Source organism: Nostoc sp., assembly GCF_036917095.1.
Classification (GTDB): domain Bacteria; phylum Cyanobacteriota; class Cyanobacteriia; order Cyanobacteriales; family Nostocaceae; genus Nostoc.
Genome location: NZ_JBALFH010000032.1, coordinates 42,617 through 62,020, shown reverse-complemented (window position 1 = coordinate 62,020; position 19,404 = coordinate 42,617). Strand labels below are relative to the sequence as shown.

Here is a 19,404-nt window from a genome sequence, read left to right as displayed (position 1 = left end):
TAACACTGTGTAGGTCTACTCTTTCAGCAAGAGTCTTGATGCTATTTTAGCTATTTTTTAAATGTAAAATGTGTAGCATTCTACAAGCTAAACCAGTTTTAAAACTGTCATAACAGCATTTTTATACATGGAACTATTAATACAAAGTACCAAGTTAACAAACCATGTTTTATTTTGTAATTAATATTTTCAGATGTTTCCCTGTATGGTGTAACGGTTTGCATACGCAAAGCCAACTTTTACAGCATCATAAATTACTTTTTTTCGCTGATTAAAGATTAATTAGCAAAATGTATTTGTTCGATACTTCATGATTATAACATCCTACAACGCCTTTGATAAGGTCATTTTACTGAAATTCGTAATTTGTGATACAGGACACAAAACTGCAATTGCACTGATAGATATTCAGTAGTTTTGATTGTTATACAGTAGTTATACCCAAAAATATTTGATAGTAGAGAAGAAATGGGTAGGAATGATTTTTGTAACCAATCATAACTACCGAATAAATACAGATACATTAACTGTATTGTGCAGCGTGGATTCAGTAATCCCACTAAATAAATATTTAAGAATTGAAATTTTGAAACCTATGTAATATCACAGCAATTTTGTCAATCTACATATAGGTAGAGTAAAAATGCTTTGAAAGGTGGCATAGACGAGTCGCGGGTTATTGTCAGACTTTGCTCATATCCGAACAAAATACCCAATCTCAATCTCCAAATCCTAAATCCGGATTAGATTTTAATTAATCAAAATCTAATACGAAAAATTGTATAACAAATTAATCAGCGAAAAAAACCGCCACTAACTATCATAGGGCGGTCTGGTTAAGCAATCGGAGGGTAATTGCAGATTACTCTGTTAATGAATGAAATTGCTGTAACGAAGTTTGCACTTGTAAATTCGGGATTGGGCATTGGTCAAACAGGGCATTGATCGCAATAAGCAATAGTTTTCTTTCCCTGCCTCCCCTACTCCCTAGTTCCTTCCGTAAACACTAATTGGTTCCTTAATAAATCGGGTGTAAAGATGCTTAAACGTAGACTTAATTACGCGGGGCATACCAAAATCGATGGGCATTAATTTGTCTGGTAGTCGCCAATCTTCTATTTTTAATAAGTCAGGATTTAAATGCGGAAACTCTATGGCAGCTAGTTCTGGACAAACTCCTAGCCTTTGGGAAGCTGCAACTGTGGGCACTTGTTCAGGAGGGACATTGAGGATTTCTACCATTGCCCGATCTAAGGCAAATATATCTGATGCGGCTGCTAAAATGCCCAATTGGCGAGGTTCACCATTACTAGGGCCATTTCCTTCGTGACCGATGATGCCATCTAATATGGTTAAGTTAGGGTTAATTGCTCTGGCAGTTTCTACTAACATTTCACTAAATCTATTCGCATCTTTTCCAGCTTCCATGTGCCACCAAGCTTTCATTTTACCGGGGACGCAGCCAAATAAGTTTTTTACGCCGAGTGTTAATGTCAACTGGGCATGAGATTTAACTTTAGGTAGGTTAATCACTACGTCTGCTTCCATTGCTTCTTTAGACAGCCGCAGATGGTTAAAATTGTCACTAATGGTTTGGTAACGCTGACCATGAAAATCGATGATGGGAAGATTGAGTTCTTCTAAAATAGGCAGATAGCCATTTGCTACTGCTACGCCTCTGGCACTACCAAAAGCAGGACTATCGCCCAAAAATGGCTTACCGCCAACTTCAATTACCATCTGGGCAACTTCGTAAACGAGTTCGGCACGGGTGATACACTCTTTACCAGGACGCGAGCCTGTAAGTAGATTCGGTTTGAGTAAAACGCGATCGCCTTTTTTCACAAACGCTGCCATTCCTCCAAAAGGTTCCAGGAGAATCACTAAAGATTCCCGTAAAGCCTCTCGTTCGTAGGATGTAGCCCGAATGAGACTAACAGATGGTTTTTGAGTCTGCATAGATAAATGGGGATAGAGGGAGTGGGGAGTGGGGGAGATGAGGGAGCAGGGGGAGCAGGGGGAGCAGGGGAAGCAGGGGAAGCAGGGGGAGAAGAACTATTAATTATTGTCTAATGCCCAATGCCCAATGCCCAATGCCCCATACCCCATAACCTATTATTCTGTTTTGAGCGGTAAGATACCACTCATTTGTTCTAGATTTAAGACTGTAGCTAAGTCTGTTTCACTCATCAATCCTCGTTCTAAAACAATCTGCCGTAAAGATTTACCAGTTTCTAAAGATTCTCTAGCGACAGCAGCAGCGTTTAAATAACCAATGTGGGTATTTAGTGCGGTTACTAAAGCTAAACTACCTTCGGCGTATGCTAAACAACGTTCTTGATTCGCAGTAATTCCTTGGATGCAGCGTTCGGTGAGTGCGGCGATGGTATTACCCAGAATTTCGATACTGTGAATCAAGTTATAGGCAATCAGCGGCATCATCACATTTAATTCTAATTGCCCTGCTTGTGCGGCTAAAGCGATCGCACTATCGTAACCCATCACCTGAAAACATACCATTGATGTCATCTCTGCCATAACTGGGTTATATTTCCCTGGCATAATCGAAGAACCGGGTTGCACTGGCGGGAGTTGAATTTCTTTCAAGCCTGTTTTTGGCCCCGAATCCATCAGCCGCAAATCATGAGAGATTTTGGCTAAATCCTGCGCTAAGTTGCGTAAAGCACCGGAAACATTTACAAATGGGGCCATACTTTGCATGGCTGCCATGAGATGGGGTGCAGGTTCTAAAGGAGTATCAATCAATTCTGAGAGAACTTCTACCACACGGGCGCGATACAAAGGATGAGTATTTAATCCCGTTCCGGCTGCACTACCTCCCAAACCCAGCACCATCAAATCTCCAGAGGCGGTGTAAATCCGGTTTTGATGTTCTGTAAGGATTTGTGCCCAAGCCTGAAAATTCTCACCCAAACGCACGGGTACAGCGTCTTGTAAGTGGGTTCTACCAGATTTGACGATATCTTGAAATTCTACAGCTTTGTTTTCTAAGGCTGCGATCGCACCATCTATTGCTGGGTGTAATGTCTTGGATAATGCCAATAATCCACCAATGCGAATTGCGGTAGGAATCACATCATTGGTAGACTGTCCATAATTAACGTGGTCATTGGGACTAACACGTTTGTAATTGCCCTTTTCTTCACCAAGAATTTCTAAGGCGCGATTTGCCAAAACTTCGTTGATATTCATGTGGTGGGATGTTCCCGCACCCGCCTGATAAACATCCACGACAAATTGATCCCGGAACTTCCCAGCCAGGATTTCATCACTTGCTTGGACAATCGCCTGACTAATATCTTGGGGAATGCAATTCAGTTCCCCATTTACAATTGCTGTAGCTTTTTTAATGATTAGTCCAGCATCTACGTAAGTAGCTAAAGGCTTGATGCCGCTAATGGGGAAGTTTTCGATTGCTCGCAGCGTTTGAATGCCGTAATAAACACTACTAGCAATTTGGCGATCGCCCATCGAATCGCGTTCTATGCGGAATTGGGAGTCTGTGTGTTCAGTCATAGTATTGTTTTAGGAGAGCTACAGAAAACAGATTTTCCCACGCAGCCACACTCAGATACACTAATCTGCATAGATTTTGCATATTTGCTTGGCTGTTTGTTGCTTTACAGTTGTTAATTTTGAAGTTTGATTTTTGAATTCCCTATGACCATACCCAACTGGATTACCTTCTCTCGCCTATTGGGGATACCATTTTTGCTTTACGGTTTATATAATCCCACACCTCAAGCTCAGTGGATATGTTTGGCGATTTTTCTCATTGCTGCCTTAACTGATTGGTTAGACGGCTATTTGGCGCGGAAACTCAACCAAATTAGTGAATTGGGTAAGTTTCTCGATCCCTTAGTCGATAAACTTCTGGTACTTGCGCCGTTGCTGGTTTTTATTGAACTAGGAAAAGTGCCGGCTTGGGGAGTGTTTTTGATTTTAGCGCGAGAATTAGCGATCGCTGGTTGGCGGGTGAATCAAACGACGATTACCGGGGCGAATATTTGGGGTAAACTCAAAACTGTTAGTCAAATAGTTGCGATCGCACTTTTGATTGCGCCTCTAGGTGAAGTGTGGCAAACTCCCTCTTTGCTTGCCTTTTGGATTTCTGTCGCCCTGACTTTAATCTCTGGGGGTATTTATCTTTTGCCGCAAAAAGCTAGCACTAATGAAACGACAATACAATATAGTATTGTAATTCAGTGGTCTAATCAAGATAAAAAGTACATTGTCAGCCTACCTGAGTTTGGCCCCTATGCACACACTCATGGAAATACCTACACGGATGCTCTCAATAATGCTGAGGAAGTGCTGGAACTTTTGATTGAAGATTACCAAGCACAAGGAAAAGCACTACCAGAGCCTTTGACTGCTAATGTTTCCTTTCAGTTTGTGCAATCCTCACCGTAATTATAGTAGTCTGTCAAATACATTTTGATGGATAAAGGAACGAACCGCAAAGGACGCAAAGAGCGCTAAGTAAGAAGAAAAATTGACAGATTTACTTACCCATCAATTAGTTCTTGACAGACTAATAAGAACACTCGGTAATTTCAAAATAATTCAATAAAATTTGATCCTAGTTCTAAGGTATAGTCTTTATTTTTAACCCCTTGTACAGACGCGATTCATCGCGTCTCCCCTCACCCCTAAATATTTTCATGCCATCCCCAATCTTACCACCGCCCCTAAAACCTGGAGACTTACTGAGAGTAATTGCCCCTAGTGGTGCTTTGCGAGAATTTGAGGCATTTGAACGGGGTTTAGAAATTTGGCGATCGCGTGGTTATCGGGTAGAAGTCAGCCCACAGATAGATGACAGATGGGGTTATTTAGCTGGTACAGACGAAACCCGCCGTCAGCAACTAGCAGCAGCATGGCAAGATCCTGATTGTCGTGGTATCCTTTGCGCCAGAGGCGGTTTTGGCGGCACCCGTATCTTAGAAGATTGGATTTGGCCAAACTCAGCGGTTCCCAAGTGGCTCATAGGCTTTTCTGATATCACAGCTTTATTATGGAGTCTTTATACAGCAGGGATTTCCGGCGTTCACGGCCCTGTGCTGACGACCTTAATGGATGAGTCAGATTGGTCAATTGAGCGATTATTCGATTGGGTAGAAGGTCGCCATCTCGCCCCTCTCAAAGGTTGCGGTTGGGGTGGTGGTGTAGTTAGTGGTACTTTGTTGCCAGGTAATCTCACTGTGGCTACTCACATTTTGGGTACGCCAATCTTGCCACATCTAGATGGTGTAATTCTGGCGTTGGAAGATGTTACAGAAGCACCTTATCGCATTGATAGAATGCTGACGCAGTGGCGTTTGAGCGGTGCTTTGTCACAAGTCTGCGGTATTGCCTTAGGGGGTTTTACTCGCTGTGAAGCGCCACCAACTGTGCCTAGCTTTAGTGTAGAAGAAGTATTGCGCGATCGCTTGGGCGATTTGGGGATTCCTGTTGTTTCTGACTTACCTTTTGGTCATGATAGCCCCAATGCGGCATTACCAGTGGGTGTAGAGGTAACTTTAGATGGGGATGCAGGGATATTAGCGATCGCGCATCCACGATTAAGTTAAAATTCAGATCCGCTTCTGGTTAAATAGTCATAATCCACTCACAGAATAACCTTCTAAATGCTTTGGTAAGTTCCAATTAACTTTCAGGTCTGGCTGATGTTTTACTGGCTCAACATTCCCGCGCCAAGCAGCACCCATAATTTGCATCGTTTGGTAAATGATTGTATTCCAACCTTTTTCCTTTAAGTAGTCTAAGCCTTGTGCTACATCAGGGGAAGTTAAATCATGGAATAAAATTAAAGCATCCGCCTCTGCCAATGGTTCGCAAATAATCGTATCATTGAGCGGAGCCGATCCTTCATGATCCCCATCAATAAAAATCAATGACCACTTGCGTTGTAATTGTTTAGCTAACTCCTCTACCTTTTGTGGGCTATAACCGGCTACTAAATTAACTGAGTCCAGAACGCCAGCAAGTCGTAAGGAACTACTCACACTTCCATAAACATCTTCTCTGGCTAAAACAGGATCGATTACATCTAATTCCACTCCACCTAATGCCAGGTGACAGGCAGACCAACCCCGCAAACAACCAATTTCTAAAGCTTTTTTTCCAGCAAATTTGAGTGCCGTATTATATAAAATATGTGTCTCATCTCGATTGAGGAACCCGATAAACGGCTCATCTTTATCTACATACCAGTTATGGGGAATCTCTCGACGTAAATAAGACCAATAACAATTATTGAGGTCTCCAATAATCATATTGGGGAAAGATGAATCAGGATGAACTATCTCAAATTTAGGTGAAATATAGTCCCAACTAGACAATGAGATATTTGGAACAACTTCATTAGTCTTTGTCATTATTTCTTTTTCTCCAAAGATCCATTATGTACTAGTTTTGTTAGCTTTACCAATTAAATTACTTAATTCAGGATTAACATTAACACACTATGGTTAAATAGTTAATACTGAGATTAGCCAAATCCCCAAGCTAAGTTAATCGCCCCTAGTGTTGCCCTACGAGAATTTGAGGCATCTAGGCGCGGGTGGAAAGAAAGGCGATCGCCAATTTACAGTGTATAAATTAGCTGTAGTATTTTTTTGGGTCTTTTACTAAATGTGAATCACCGCCAAGCCGTACTAGCTTGACTGTAGAAAAAGGGAAAATCTTTTTTGTATAAACTGCATCTGTCGTTAGAGATAAATTCCAAAATAGCTTATAATGCCTAAACCATCCTCTTCTTAAAATTTTTTGAGTGATTAATTGTATGCCAAAAAAGTATGTACCTAACGCATTTTTGAAAGTTGAAGACTCACAGGTATATGCAATTTTTGCTTGGAGCCAGCGAACAGCAGAAATTATTCCAGCAAAATCGTGGCTAACAATACTAGAAATATTTATTCACGAACATTCATTAGAGAATGCTTACCAAATCTTTCAAAAAGTTAAATCAGCTTCTATAGCAGATAAGGTCATTCAAGAACTAGATAAATATGAACAGCTTCTTCAAGATGCAATAGTTTTTTTAGCAGATGGCAGTCTGACAATTTTTGGTAAAGGCTTTCGGAGTTTCATCGAAAAGGAAATGCAATTTGAACTTGCTGCATTAAGTAGAGAAACTTACCAAGTCTTGCCACAATTATTTTCCCAATATAAATTAGAAGATGACCTAGAATCTATTGAGAATATAGAAGATTTTCGGAAATTAGTAGAATACCTAGAAAATCTTGGTTTCTTATCTCCTGCTACAGGTTCAATAGATTGGGGTGATTTGAAAAAAACAGTTCCAATTTGTCAAGCATTTGGATTGACAAGAGGTAAACCCGTAGATAGATACTATCTCAGCAAATTTATTGAGGAAGTTCAAACCCAAATCGGTGGCAATATCTTGGAAATAGGAGGAACACCAAAAGATAAGGATTTTTATCAAATTAATCCAGGCACATCATATCAGATTCTTAACTTAGAAGCAGGCCCAGGAGTAGATATTGTTGGGGATGTTCACGATGTATCTGTTATCAAACCAGAATCTTTTGATTCAGTAATAATTTTTAATGTTTTAGAACACTGTTATGCTCCCTGGATAGCAGTAGAAAACATCCACACTTGGCTAAAACCCGGTGGAAAATGTTTTGCGATGGTACCAAGTGCTATTAGAGTTCATGCTACTCCTGTTGATTATTGGCGACCTTTACCTGATGCTTTCGCCTGGATATTTAGAAATTTCTCGCAACAGAAGTTATATGTCTATGGCAATCCTACCACTGTAATAGCTAGCTATCATGGAATAGCCGTAGAAGAATTGACATCTGAAGAATTAGACGGTTATCATCCAGATTATCCCGTTGCAACTTGTATTCTGGCTGAGAAGTAAATCTAAATATGTGAGGAAAAATTAAATAATTTATGAAAATTGCTCTTGTCGCTTGGGGTTATATCCCTGAGCCTCCTTTATCGCATTCTGTTTTAACTGTGATAAATGAATACAAAAATTTTTTAGAGAAGATTGGGCATCAAGTTGATATCTTAAACGAGAAAGATGTTAACGAAATCATAAAATATATTAATAATAATAATTATGATTTTGTGCATTTACACGCCTACAGTTTTGTGAGCGAATTTAATCGAAATCTTAAACAGAAGTATTGTTTTACTTGTCATGATGGTTATTTGTTTAAAACAGAGAAATGGAATGAAGAATTTAGAGAAGCATATCAACATTATTTCAATGCACCGGGGATAATTGCCCTTTCTCATTTAACAAAAGATTTTCTTCTAAAATCAGGGTATTCTGGATATATCTCAGTGCAAGCGAACGGTATTGATACCCAGAAAGTAAATTTTCAAGCTCAAGGAAATAATAAAGCTATTTGTTTAGGTTGGATTCAACCAAGAAAGCAGCAGAAATTATTGGCAAAAATCATCGATGGAAACATTGCAATAGACTTTGTTGGCCCTTTGGACGATCCTGATTTTGTAGAAGGAACAACAACAAAACATTTAGGTGTATGGAGTTTAGAACAAGTTTATTCTCGTCTCACAGATTATAGCTGTTTAGTTTTAATTAGTGAAGGAGAAGTTGCACCACTAGTAGTATTAGAAGCAATGGCAGCAGGTTTATGTATCGTTGTTTCCGAATCTGCTAGCGCCAATTTACATCACAAAGATTTTATTAGAGTTTTGCCAGATAATATTTTAGTTAATGCCACACCAGAAGCTCATAAAATTGTGAATGATACAATTAGCGAAATGATTGACAAAAACCAATATTGTCGCCCAAATATTCTAGAATACGTTCGACAAAACTTTGATATTAGCCGTCTGGTTTATAATTACAATGACATTATGCATGAATTTATAAAGATATACACTTAATGAATAATTTATCAGAGTGTTAACAACTTTTTTATAAATATACTTTAGTGCCTTTCTACCAAGATAATCGAAAATTCATCTTTTATAAGTTGAATTTTGGTGTGAGCAATACAAGGATGATTTAACGATGGAAACTGTAAATTTTGATTTTAATTATGAAATATCAATTATTCTCTGTACCTACAATCGGGCAAAATATCTAAACAATTGCATTGATAGTGTTATTGCTCAAACTTTTAAAGATTGGGAACTGATTATAGTTGATGACGGGAGTCAAGATAATACTTTTGAAATTGTAAATCCTTATATTCAACAATTTCAAAATATCCGGTATTTAAAACATCAAAACAGAAAGCTATGGTATGCTAAGAATGCCGGCATCAGGGCATGTTTTGGCAAATACATAACATTTTTGGATAGTGATGATGCTTACAAAGTCAATCACCTGGATACGCGAATTGAATATATGAGAGCTAATCCAGAAATTGACTTAATTGAAGGTGGATTCGCAACAGAAGAAGAGATTTGGGTTGCAGATTATTTTCAACCAGGTCAAAAAATTAATCTTCGAGAATGTGTTTTAGGCCCAACGTTTTTTGGTAAGAGACAGGTATTTTTCGGGGTGAAAGGCTTTAATAATATCGCCTATGGAGAGGATACAGACTTTTGGTATCGCGCAGCAAAAATCTTCAAAACCGAAAAAGTAACTGAACCCCAAACATATATTTACACAAGAGCAGAAACCAGTATTACCAAAAGTGTTTTGGAGAATATTTCTTAATCTGATTAACTACTTGGTATGAAGATTATATTTTTTCTATCTCAAATAAGTCATTATTTTCGCCGGGTTATTGCTTCTATTTGGCAGATGTTACTTCTAGGAATCATCTTAAGCTCGTTCCTAATATTTTTATCTGGTTGTCAAGGATTAGCACAGAAGGATGACGGAGTAATTCATTTGACCCTATGGCAAGCAATCAATCCCCCTGCTAATCGGGATGTGTTTGAAAAATTGGTAGATAAATTTAATCAAACTCATACTGATGTCCAGGTAGAATCGGTCTTCTTAGCTCAACCCCACTTGCCAAAAATATTAACAGCGGTTGTGGGTAATGTGCCTCCAGATATCCTGGCATTCTACCCGCAAATTACAGGTCAGTTGGCAGATTTAAGAGCAATTATACCTTTAGAAGATTGGTTAGACAAATTGCCCCTAAAGTCAGAAATCAGCCCTAATTTACTTGAAGAATTGCAATTAGACGGTCACCTTTGGTCAGCCCCATTGTACACCAGCAATATAGGCATTTTTTACAGACCTAAGCTTTTCCAAGCTGCGGGAATTACGCAAATGCCTAAGACTTGGGAAGAATTGAGGGAAGTTGCCAAAAAATTGACCATAGACCGCAATGGCGACAACCGACCAGAACAGTACGGAATTGTATTGCCTTTAGGGAAGGGAGAATGGACTGTTTTTAGCTGGTTTCCTTTTTTATTGAGCGCCGGGGGAGAAGTACTGGCAAATAACCGACCAGATTTAACGAACGCTGGAGCGCTGAAAGCTTTACAATTCTGGCAAGAGCTATTAAAAGATGGTTCAGCAACGCTTTCTTCTCCAGAGCGGGGTTATGAAGAGGATGCTTTTATAGCAGGTCGCGTTGCTATGCAAATTACGGGGCCTTGGACGTATATTACTAAATCTAAAGTTGATTACGACGCATTTCCCATACCTGCAAATGTTGGTCAAGCTACGGTGACAGGTGGTGGAAATTTGTATGTGATGAAGACCACACCAGCCAGAGAGCAAGCCGCACTTAAGTTTTTAGAGTATGTTTTGAGTGAAGAATTCCAAAAAGAATGGAGTATCGGCACCGGTTTTTTACCAGTTAATCTTAAAGCTGCACAAAGTGAAGCTTATCAGCAATTCATTAACCAAAAACCTTGGTTAAAAGTGTTTATGGAACAAATTCCTCTAGCTGGCGCTCGACCGATTATTGCTGGATATAGCCGTCTTTCTGACAGTCTTGGTCGAGCTATCGAGGCTACATTGTTGGGTGAATCTCCCGAAAAAGCTCTTAAAATAGCACAAGAGCGTTTAGAAACTATTTGGGATAGCAATTAATAATTCGTAATTCGTAAAGTTATTTGTTTTCTAGAGCTAAATTTTGTTGCTCTGAAACTAGAATTAATTATAAATTACGAATTATTTGGTCATGTAGAAACTTCAGTTTTGCGTTGTAAATTTCTTTTTAATGTACACAAGCCAATTGCTGGTATGGCTCCTAGAATCACTGCTGTAAGTCCTTGCCCACTCCAATATAATATGGGAGTCCGGTAGGTTTCTGGAATAAAATTTTGCATAAGAAAAAGCAACCAAACCAAAATAGTAATCGAGAAGAAAGAGATTGAGGGTAAAAAATTCCACCACCAATTGCCTGCTGTATATCGCCTCAATACTAGCCATTGGCAAATACCTAGCCAAATTCCAGAAATTATATATGCGATCGCAGACAAAAATCCAAAAATCAAAGTATCTTCAGAAGATGATGAGGCAATGGTTGAAATGTAGTTAATCCAGGCTGTAGAAACACCATTGGCAATCAACCAACCTACACTAGTAGCAAATAGCCACTGCCAACCCGGTAAATATAGGTAAAGAACCAGGGACTGGTCAGCAGCAAAAATCACGGCAAATACAACGTTACTGAGACTTCTGACCAAAATGCTCCATGTTTGTGGTTGGATAGCAACGCTAGGTGAGAGACTTTGGAGGATAATTTTCTCTAAGCCAATACTGGCAACGCCACCTACAACCCATCCGATCAGGGTCATTAAGGTAAACTGAATAAAGAACCTCTGTCGCTGCGATCGCGGAATCAAATACTTTCCTGGATTAGGCTCATTATTAGCAGATGCAAGACGATCGGGACTGTTAGAGTCAGTTTGCATAAGAAGTCAGGGGAGTGAGAGAATAGGGAGATCGCGGAGATAGGGGAGCAGGGGGAAAATAACTAATGCCCAATGCTCAATTAAATATTGATTCTTGTTTTACTCTATTTCTCAATCACCAGTCCCTATTTTCCATTCCCCGCTCGCCACTTCCCCAAGGCGAGAATATTATGTCAATAATAACAGCCTATTCTCAATAGAATTTCATTACCTATTCTTCTTGCTAAAGATTCAGGGATAGCCCATCGTAGACATCTGTTTGAGTCTGGGAAACTAAACCAAACGATAAATGGTGATTTTTTGTTGCTTCTTGACCTTGGTTGCGATCGAGAGTAATTTAGATGGGTTTGTCCTGCCCACTACTTATTGCACAATATCCTTCACTTAATCTTTAAAGATATTTTAGTATATACACCGTATCTTTTCTGAGTTATAAAAATCAAAATAGGATTACAAAGCATGAAGATAAACTTACATCTTCGAGCTTGTCACACCCAACAAACGTCATATATAAAGGCCTAATAATCTTTGTAATTTTCTTTTAATTTGTTGGAGTCAGGAAACCGGTTTTTCATAGCTGGGTTTCAATAAAAGTTCAGTCTTAATTATCTTTGTGTTCTTCAAGGTTTATTACTAGAATGTTGCAAAAAATCTCCTTAGCTTTACTCGGAATAACTGCTGTAGTCATGAGTGCGAATCCAGCTAGTGCCGTAACTCTGCAAGTCAACAGTGGCCCGTTTTCTAGCTACGCTGATGCCAAAACTGTCACCTTTGATGATGGCACAGCACACGATCCTAATGGATTTGTTACTTACTCTAATGTTACTAGTAACATTGTTCAAGGTAGTGTATCTAGTCAATACGCCTCACCTTATGGAGATAACACCAAATTTCTAACAATTGCTCCAGTAGGTAGTAATGTTGCAGGCGACAGTGGTTTCGTCAATATTAACTTCAAAGAAGCTGTTAATTACTTCGGTTTTTATGCAGGTTCATTAGATGATTACAACTTTGTTGACATTTACAAAGGTAATCAGTTAATAAAGACTTTTAGTGGTGCAGATGTGCCAACTGCTATAGCTAATGGTAGTTGGACTAGTACTCAAGCTAATATGTTTGTCAACCTTGTAGCTGATACAGGAGAAACATTTGACCGAGTTGTGATGCGCTCAAATGGTGTTGCCTTTGAAACAGATAACCACGCCTATAGACTAGCCAGCGTTCCTGAACCTAGTGGGATGTTAGGTGTGTTAGCAATAGGTGCTTGTGGTATGATGTCACTCTTCAAACGCTCACAACATAAAGCGATATTGAAAGGATAAATTTATCCAAAACCTAGTTTAAAACCTTTAAGGATGTGTCTCTATGCTATGCGTAGAGACACATTTGTTATTTGTTATGCAGTTTTCCTCATACGTTGCCTTGATGCAGAAGTGACAGGTGTATTTCTACGTGGAACTCAAAGCAATAATTTTATGGGATAAGCCAAAAAAACAATAAATGGTAGGGCTTGCTGGCATTAATACTGTAGTCAAGCCAACTGATAACTCATATTTAAAATATTATAAATATTATTATGCCCTGCTGTTCACCTTTTCCTGAAAACCTGCTGAAAAAGCGTAATCCCAGAATGATAAGCTAAACAGTGGCATAAAAGTTGTGACTTAGGATGAAGTGATAAATGGGTGTTTATTCAACGACTCCTCATCTCTTACGGGCTGCTCGTGGTGAAGTAGTAGATCGTCCCCCTGTATGGATGATGCGACAAGCGGGACGATATATGAAGGCATATCGAGACTTAAGAGAAAAGTATCCTTCGTTTCGCGATCGCTCGGAAATCCCAGAAGTAGCAATTGAAGTTTCCTTGCAACCCTGGAGAGCTTTCCAACCAGACGGAGTAATTTTGTTTTCTGATATTGTCACCCCATTACCTGGTTTGGGCATTGACATGGATATTGCCGAAGGTAAAGGGCCAATCATTCACTCGCCCCTCCGCACTCAAGAACAAATCGATGCTCTGCATCCTTTAGAACCAGAAGCAGCTCTACCATTTATCAAAACAATTTTGCAAGCGCTGCGTTCGGAAGTAGGCGATAAGTCAACGGTGTTGGGCTTTGTGGGTGCGCCGTGGACATTAGCAGCTTATGCAGTGGAAGGAAAAGGTTCTAAAACCTACTCCATCATCAAAAACATGGCATTTTCAGACCCGGTGATACTGCATCAATTATTAGCTAAATTAGCTGATGCGATCGCCATCTATGCCCGCTACCAAATTGACTCTGGCGCTCAAGTTGTGCAAATGTTCGATTCTTGGGCGGGTCAATTGAGTCCTCAAGATTATGACACCTTTGCTCTCCCCTATCAGCAGCGAGTTTTCCAGCAAGTCAAGCAAACCCATCCCGATACACCTTTGATTTTGCTAGTTAGCGGTAGTGCGGGTGTGTTGGAAAGAATGGCACAATCTGGCGCTGATATTGTCAGTGTAGACTGGGCAGTAGATATGGCAGACGCAAGAGCCAGATTGGGCAAGCAAGTCAAAGTTCAAGGAAATCTTGACCCAGGTGTGTTATTTGGCTCTAAACAGTTTATCCGCGATCGCATTCTCGATACGGTTCGCAAAGCTGGTAATTGGGGCCACATTCTCAATCTCGGTCACGGTGTCTTACCAGAAACTCCCGAAGAAAATGTCGCTTTCTTCTTTGAAACAGCAAAGGAATTGAATCTTGCAGGAGTTAAGGGTTAGGAGTTATGAGTTATGAGTTAAGGATTAGGAGTTATCAGTTATCAGTTGTGAGGTACAGAGTTATTTTTAACTCCTTACTTCTAAGTGCTAACTTTATTTTTAACTCCTGATTCGGAACTTTTAACTTTATTCTTAACTCTTTAGTTGTAACTCCTAACGTTTGATAAATTCTCTATGAGCCAGAAACGGATTTTAGTGACTGGTGCAAGTGGTTGTATAGGTCATTATTTAACAGAAGCCTTAATTAAGGAAACAGATTACGAACTGTATCTACTAGTTAGGAACCCAAACAAACTGCAAGTTGATACCAAGGCACGTTCAGGCATCAACGTTTTACAAGGTGATATGCAAAATATTCGCCAGTTTGCCGATTTGCTATCCACAATTGATACGGCGGTACTCACAGCCACAGCTTGGGGTGGCGATGAGACATTTGATATTAATGTTGTCAAGACTATAGAGTTGCTCGAACTGCTAGATCCAGAACGTTGCCATCAGGTGATTTATTTTTCCACAGCTAGCGTTTTGGATCGGTACAATCAACCTTTAAAAGAAGCCGGGGAAATTGGGACAGATTACATTCGTTCCAAATATGACTGCTTACAGAAAAAAGAAACATTAGCGATCGCACCCAAAATTACCACAGTATTTCCGACTGTAGTCTTGGGCGGCGATGCGAATAAACCCTATTCTGCTGTCACATCTGGTATTCCAGAAGTAACGAAATATATCAATTTGATTCGCTTTTTGCAAGCAGATGGCAGTTTTCACTTTATCCACGGACGAGATATTGCCACTGTCGTGCGATATTTAATCGATCGTCCTCTAGAAAACGATCGATCGCGTCGGTTGGTTTTAGGCCAAGCACCATTAACTGCTAATCAAGCAGTGAAACAAGTTTGCGCTTATTTTGGCAAAAAGATTTACTTTCGCATTCCGATATCTATAGCGTTAGCTAATTTATTTATTATTTTGTTCCGCATTCGGATGGCTGCTTGGGATCGGTTTTGCATGAACTATCGGCATTTCACCTATGAAAAATTTATTAATCCTGATAGTTTCGGCTTGCCAAATTATTGTGCAACCATGACTGATGTTTTAAAAATTAGTGGCGTTAAAAGTGTGAAGTAAAGTGTTTGACACTCTTAAAATTGGGGCAAAACATCTCATATCAAATTAAGAATATTTAAGAAATTAGCAAAAGCTCGCGTAACCACAGCCTCTCAGTAGAAAAATGAGGCAATGTTGCCATAAGTATGTATAAATTAATCGAAATGTTAAAATAGAACAACTTTAATAAAAAGTCAATAACTCTTTATTTTCGTTAGAGTGGGATAACAATCAAAGTGTGAGGATTGATACTACATGCGAATCTTGTTAGTGTATCCGATATTTCCCAAAACCTTTTGGTCTTATGAAAAAATCTTGGAGTTAGTCGATCGCAAGGTTTTATTACCACCTCTGGGTTTAGTAACAGTAGCCGCGATTCTGCCCCAAGAATGGGAATTCAAACTGGTCGATCGCAACATCCGCCCAGCAACAGAAGCAGAATGGGCATGGGCAGATGTGGTAATCCTGTCCGCGATGATTGTCCAGAAACAAGATTTACTTGAGCAAATCCAGGAAGCAAAAAAACGTGGCAAGCTAGTCGCAGTTGGCGGCCCCTACCCCACCTCTGTACCTCACGAAGTTGAAAATGTTGGCGCAGATTTTCTAATTCTGGATGAAGGGGAAATCACTCTCCCTATGTTTATTGAGGCAATCAAAAGGGGAGACACATCTGGCACTTTCCGCGCCACAGAAAAACCCGATGTCACAAGCACACCAATACCCCGCTTTGATTTATTAGAATTGGATGCCTATGACATGATGTCGGTGCAGTTTTCGCGCGGGTGTCCTTTCCAGTGCGAATTTTGTGACATTATTGTTCTCTACGGGCGCAAACCACGTACCAAAACCCCAGCACAACTGTTAGCAGAGTTAGATTGCCTCTATGAATTGGGTTGGCGGCGGGGTGTATTCATGGTGGATGACAACTTTATTGGCAACAAGCGAAATGTGAAATTGTTGCTGAAAGAGTTAAAAGTCTGGATGGCAGAACACAAGTATCCTTTCCGATTTGACACCGAAGCTTCAATTGACTTGGCGCAAGACGCAGAAATGTTGGAGTTGATGGTTGAGTCTGGTTTCTCAGCGGTGTTTTTGGGAATTGAAACACCGGATGAGGATAGTTTGCAAATGACCAAAAAGTTTCAAAATACTCGCAGTTCTCTAACTGAGGCAGTGGAAACTATCATCAAAGCTGGATTGCGCCCAATGGCTGGGTTTATTATCGGCTTTGATGGCGAAAAAGCAGGTGCAGGCGATCGCATTGTCCGGTTTGCAGAACAAGCAGCAATTCCCTCTACAACCTTTGCCATGTTACAAGCGTTACCAAATACCGCGCTTTGGCATCGCTTGAAAAAAGAAGGACGATTGCGGGAAAACCAAGATGGCAACATCAACCAAACAACATTGATGAACTTCCTGCCCACCCGTCCTCTGGAAGAACTTGCACGAGAATATATTGAAGCATTTTGTACTTTATACGACCCAGTACAGTACTTGGATCGTACCTATCGCTGCTTCTTGATGATGGGTTTGCCGAGTTGGAAAGCGCCAGCGAAAATGCCAGAGTGGGTGATTGTGAAAGCGCTATTAATTGTAATTTGGCGACAAGGCATCAAACGGGAAACTCGCTGGAAATTCTGGCATCATTTGTTCAGCATTCTCAAGCGTAACCCTGGAGTTATTGAGCATTACATCGCTGCTTGCGCCCACAACGAGCATTTTCTAGAGTATCGCCAAATAGTGCGCGATCAAATTGAAAGTCAGCTAGCTGAATATCTCGCCCAAGGTGCAGAAAAGCCTTATGTGCTAGTGAAGGAAAAAGCGGAGGAAAAAGCTGAAGCGGTAGTCAGTTAAGGGTGGTAATGGGTAATAGGTAATAGTAAATAAATTACTTATTACCCTCACATATTTTTTCTAATTATTCTTCAAAATTAATACTTATGTTTACTTAATATTAGCTATTTGGCTTTTCCAATCCCAGTTATTTGAAAAATTAACTCCCCTACTTTACTCATTAACGAAGTATTAATCTCAAGTTGATAATTCCCCTGTTTTAAAACCTCCGTCACAACTTTTCTGAAATCTGCATTACCTTTTCTTGCACCCAAAGTGATTAATCTTTTTGAGGTTTTGCTTGGCTGGAATTCTTAAAACGTACCGACTCATTATTTAGCAGCTTCTATTTGTTGCATTTGACCTACAGACTGGTATGACCAAGAAGGACGAAGATGACCTACACCAGAAGAATTAGTGCAACAGAAACAACAACACGCCCAACGACTAGCGCAAAGGTTACGGAATTTGGGAATTAACGCAGAGGATAATTAGAAAATTTGGTAATGCCTAACATAAGGCAGTGCTTTGCTTTGCTTCCCATGTAGCAACTGCTGTGCATAGTGGTTTACCTTACCTAAAGTCAGTACGTATTTACGTTCCTCAATGCAAGCTATATGGGTTGAGGTTTTGACCTTTAACTACCAAAATTGCACATCTAGTTTTAATATAAAGTATAAAAATTTCATAAGAATTTCATCATATATAAGTTTAAATTCTAAATGTTAATAACAGTGCATCAAATTATCAGTTAAGGCAAATTTTCCGTATAAATACGTTAAATAAAGAGCTATTTAAATATACAAACAAAAGCCAAAACAAAGATTGACTTTGGCAAATCATAACTGTTAGAAGTTAAGAAGCAACACAGACAGACTGCTCAATACATTACTGTCTAAATTGTTTTCCCTACTTAATGAGTTTTGATATGAAACCTATTTTATTCACTGCCTTAATTGCTGCTACCGCTACCTTAACCGGATTATTCTCCAAAGTAGAAACTGCATCTGCTGCTGATTTTAATTGGGATAGTTCCTGGACTCAACCAACGGTATATAATAAGTCTCAAACTGGTTTTAACGATACTCCTTTTCAACAATTTGTTCAAGCGGAAAGCGTTGCCCTCCCAAACAGCGGACAATTTAAATTAGACCCCACTAAATTAAACCTAAAATACGACCATGATGTCTCTGTTTACTTTATCAATGAGGGCGCAGCTTATAGAAACCAGTTAGCCTTCGATGCCACAGGAACTACTAACAAGTCTGGACTGCTTTTCAATGATATTTCTTGTGAAGGAGATGGCTGTGTTGGTGGCTGGGGTGGTAATGCACTCAAACTGGGTGATGGTGCCAAACTTGGTAATATTACCGCAGGTACTCAACTCGACTTCTGGTTGAGAGCCGATGGTTTGAACCGTGGTAACTCTGCCAATATCTTTGGTACTGACACTGCCTCTAATGCTGACGGACTACAGCACACAGTTGCTTATGCTTACAATAACTACATCCTACTAGCATTCGAGGATTTATACGGTGATTTACACGCTTCAGGTATAGATTCCGCAACCAGTAAGTGGAACGAAAGTTCCGATCGTGACTTTAATGATGTTGTCGTCGTTCTTGATATCGGCGAGGCAAATGTTAGAGAGTTAATTGGTGCTACCGTTCCTGAACCGTCTGTTACTCTGTCAATGTTTGCTATAGGAGCAGTTAGTATGTTTGGATTGCGTCGTCGCCGTCAAACTCGCACTTCTAACTAAACTTTGAAATGTTGTTAATATAAGGTGCTTTTACTTTCATTAGAAAATAAAAAGCGATCGATCGCATTTTCACCCGTACATTTATACGGGTGAA

At 39.8% G+C, this 19,404-nt stretch carries 14 protein-coding genes and 1 pseudogene; 11 read left to right on the top strand and 4 right to left on the bottom strand.

What is annotated here, in order from left to right:
• Positions 1 to 987: 987 nt before the first annotated feature.
• Together V7L01_RS16190 and V7L01_RS16185 are read right to left on the bottom strand one after the other, a co-directional pair.
• The gene (locus V7L01_RS16190; protein ID WP_335036379.1) at positions 988 to 1,959 is read right to left on the bottom strand and encodes a DUF362 domain-containing protein; all 972 of its coding nucleotides are present in this window, start codon (positions 1,957 to 1,959) and stop codon (positions 988 to 990) included.
• A 156-nt stretch (positions 1,960 to 2,115) separates the two neighbouring features.
• On the bottom strand, positions 2,116 to 3,537 hold the full coding sequence (locus V7L01_RS16185) for an aspartate ammonia-lyase (RefSeq protein ID WP_335036377.1): 1,422 nt from the start codon (positions 3,535 to 3,537) through the stop codon (positions 2,116 to 2,118).
• Between the two features lie 144 nt (positions 3,538 to 3,681).
• Between V7L01_RS16185 and pgsA the strand changes: the two are divergent.
• Both pgsA and V7L01_RS16170 read left to right on the top strand, forming a co-directional pair.
• Positions 3,682 to 4,188: pseudogene (gene pgsA / locus V7L01_RS16180) on the top strand (CDP-diacylglycerol--glycerol-3-phosphate 3-phosphatidyltransferase); the annotation flags it as partial.
• A 497-nt stretch (positions 4,189 to 4,685) separates the two neighbouring features.
• Positions 4,686 to 5,594: a S66 peptidase family protein gene (locus tag V7L01_RS16170; protein ID WP_335036374.1), complete on the top strand. Its 909-nt coding sequence runs from the start codon at positions 4,686 to 4,688 to the stop codon at positions 5,592 to 5,594.
• 27 nt (positions 5,595 to 5,621) lie between these two features.
• Here V7L01_RS16170 and V7L01_RS16165 read toward each other — a convergent pair whose 3' ends face one another.
• Positions 5,622 to 6,401, bottom strand: a complete 780-nt coding sequence (locus tag V7L01_RS16165; RefSeq protein ID WP_335036372.1) for a class I SAM-dependent methyltransferase — start codon at positions 6,399 to 6,401, stop codon at positions 5,622 to 5,624.
• A 407-nt stretch (positions 6,402 to 6,808) separates the two neighbouring features.
• Here V7L01_RS16165 and V7L01_RS16160 point away from each other — a divergent pair, with 407 nt between their 5' ends.
• The 4 genes from V7L01_RS16160 (at position 6,809) to V7L01_RS16145 (ending at position 11,035) form a co-directional block, all read left to right on the top strand.
• The gene (locus tag V7L01_RS16160) at positions 6,809 to 7,915 is read left to right on the top strand and encodes a methyltransferase domain-containing protein (RefSeq protein WP_335036370.1); all 1,107 of its coding nucleotides are present in this window, start codon (positions 6,809 to 6,811) and stop codon (positions 7,913 to 7,915) included.
• Positions 7,916 to 7,947: 32 nt separating this feature from the next.
• Entirely contained in the window at positions 7,948 to 8,916 is a 969-nt protein-coding gene (locus V7L01_RS16155) for a glycosyltransferase (protein WP_335036369.1), read from the top strand.
• 127 nt (positions 8,917 to 9,043) lie between these two features.
• Positions 9,044 to 9,697 (top strand): glycosyltransferase family 2 protein, encoded by a 654-nt coding sequence (locus tag V7L01_RS16150; protein ID WP_335036367.1) that lies wholly within the window; start codon positions 9,044 to 9,046, stop codon positions 9,695 to 9,697.
• An 18-nt stretch (positions 9,698 to 9,715) separates the two neighbouring features.
• Positions 9,716 to 11,035, top strand: a complete 1,320-nt coding sequence (locus V7L01_RS16145) for an ABC transporter substrate-binding protein (protein ID WP_335036365.1) — start codon at positions 9,716 to 9,718, stop codon at positions 11,033 to 11,035.
• 89 nt (positions 11,036 to 11,124) lie between these two features.
• Here the strand turns inward: V7L01_RS16145 and V7L01_RS16140 are convergent, their stop codons facing one another.
• Entirely contained in the window at positions 11,125 to 11,862 is a 738-nt protein-coding gene (locus V7L01_RS16140) for a hypothetical protein (protein ID WP_335036363.1), read from the bottom strand.
• Positions 11,863 to 12,500: 638 nt separating this feature from the next.
• On the opposite strand from V7L01_RS16140, the gene V7L01_RS16135 reads away from it, so the two are divergent.
• The 5 genes from V7L01_RS16135 to V7L01_RS16115 all read left to right on the top strand — a co-directional run bounded on the left by V7L01_RS16135 (position 12,501) and on the right by V7L01_RS16115 (position 19,310).
• Positions 12,501 to 13,184 (top strand): Npun_F0296 family exosortase-dependent surface protein, encoded by a 684-nt coding sequence (locus V7L01_RS16135; protein WP_335036361.1) that lies wholly within the window; start codon positions 12,501 to 12,503, stop codon positions 13,182 to 13,184.
• Positions 13,185 to 13,543: 359 nt separating this feature from the next.
• On the top strand, positions 13,544 to 14,605 hold the full coding sequence (gene hemE, locus V7L01_RS16130; RefSeq protein ID WP_335036359.1) for a uroporphyrinogen decarboxylase: 1,062 nt from the start codon (positions 13,544 to 13,546) through the stop codon (positions 14,603 to 14,605).
• Between the two features lie 174 nt (positions 14,606 to 14,779).
• A complete protein-coding gene (locus V7L01_RS16125) occupies positions 14,780 to 15,736 on the top strand; it encodes an NAD-dependent epimerase/dehydratase family protein (RefSeq protein WP_335036358.1) in 957 nt (318 codons plus the stop codon).
• A gap of 234 nt (positions 15,737 to 15,970) precedes the next feature.
• Positions 15,971 to 17,569: a B12-binding domain-containing radical SAM protein gene (locus V7L01_RS16120; RefSeq protein WP_335036356.1), complete on the top strand. Its 1,599-nt coding sequence runs from the start codon at positions 15,971 to 15,973 to the stop codon at positions 17,567 to 17,569.
• A gap of 907 nt (positions 17,570 to 18,476) precedes the next feature.
• Entirely contained in the window at positions 18,477 to 19,310 is an 834-nt protein-coding gene (locus V7L01_RS16115; protein WP_335036354.1) for a DUF4114 domain-containing protein, read from the top strand.
• Positions 19,311 to 19,404 lie beyond the last annotated feature (94 nt).

Coding starts and splice junctions, on each gene's coding strand:
- V7L01_RS16125 (WP_335036358.1), top strand. CDS start 14,780: ATGAGCCAGAAACGGATTTTAGTGACTGGTGCAAGTGGTTGTATAGGT.
- V7L01_RS16120 (WP_335036356.1), top strand. CDS start 15,971: ATGCGAATCTTGTTAGTGTATCCGATATTTCCCAAAACCTTTTGGTCT.
- V7L01_RS16170 (WP_335036374.1), top strand. CDS start 4,686: ATGCCATCCCCAATCTTACCACCGCCCCTAAAACCTGGAGACTTACTG.
- V7L01_RS16150 (WP_335036367.1), top strand. CDS start 9,044: ATGGAAACTGTAAATTTTGATTTTAATTATGAAATATCAATTATTCTC.
- hemE (WP_335036359.1), top strand. CDS start 13,544: ATGGGTGTTTATTCAACGACTCCTCATCTCTTACGGGCTGCTCGTGGT.
- V7L01_RS16165 (WP_335036372.1), bottom strand. CDS start 6,401: ATGACAAAGACTAATGAAGTTGTTCCAAATATCTCATTGTCTAGTTGG.
- V7L01_RS16135 (WP_335036361.1), top strand. CDS start 12,501: ATGTTGCAAAAAATCTCCTTAGCTTTACTCGGAATAACTGCTGTAGTC.
- V7L01_RS16145 (WP_335036365.1), top strand. CDS start 9,716: ATGAAGATTATATTTTTTCTATCTCAAATAAGTCATTATTTTCGCCGG.
- V7L01_RS16140 (WP_335036363.1), bottom strand. CDS start 11,862: ATGCAAACTGACTCTAACAGTCCCGATCGTCTTGCATCTGCTAATAAT.
- V7L01_RS16160 (WP_335036370.1), top strand. CDS start 6,809: ATGCCAAAAAAGTATGTACCTAACGCATTTTTGAAAGTTGAAGACTCA.
- V7L01_RS16115 (WP_335036354.1), top strand. CDS start 18,477: ATGAAACCTATTTTATTCACTGCCTTAATTGCTGCTACCGCTACCTTA.
- V7L01_RS16155 (WP_335036369.1), top strand. CDS start 7,948: ATGAAAATTGCTCTTGTCGCTTGGGGTTATATCCCTGAGCCTCCTTTA.
- V7L01_RS16190 (WP_335036379.1), bottom strand. CDS start 1,959: ATGCAGACTCAAAAACCATCTGTTAGTCTCATTCGGGCTACATCCTAC.
- V7L01_RS16185 (WP_335036377.1), bottom strand. CDS start 3,537: ATGACTGAACACACAGACTCCCAATTCCGCATAGAACGCGATTCGATG.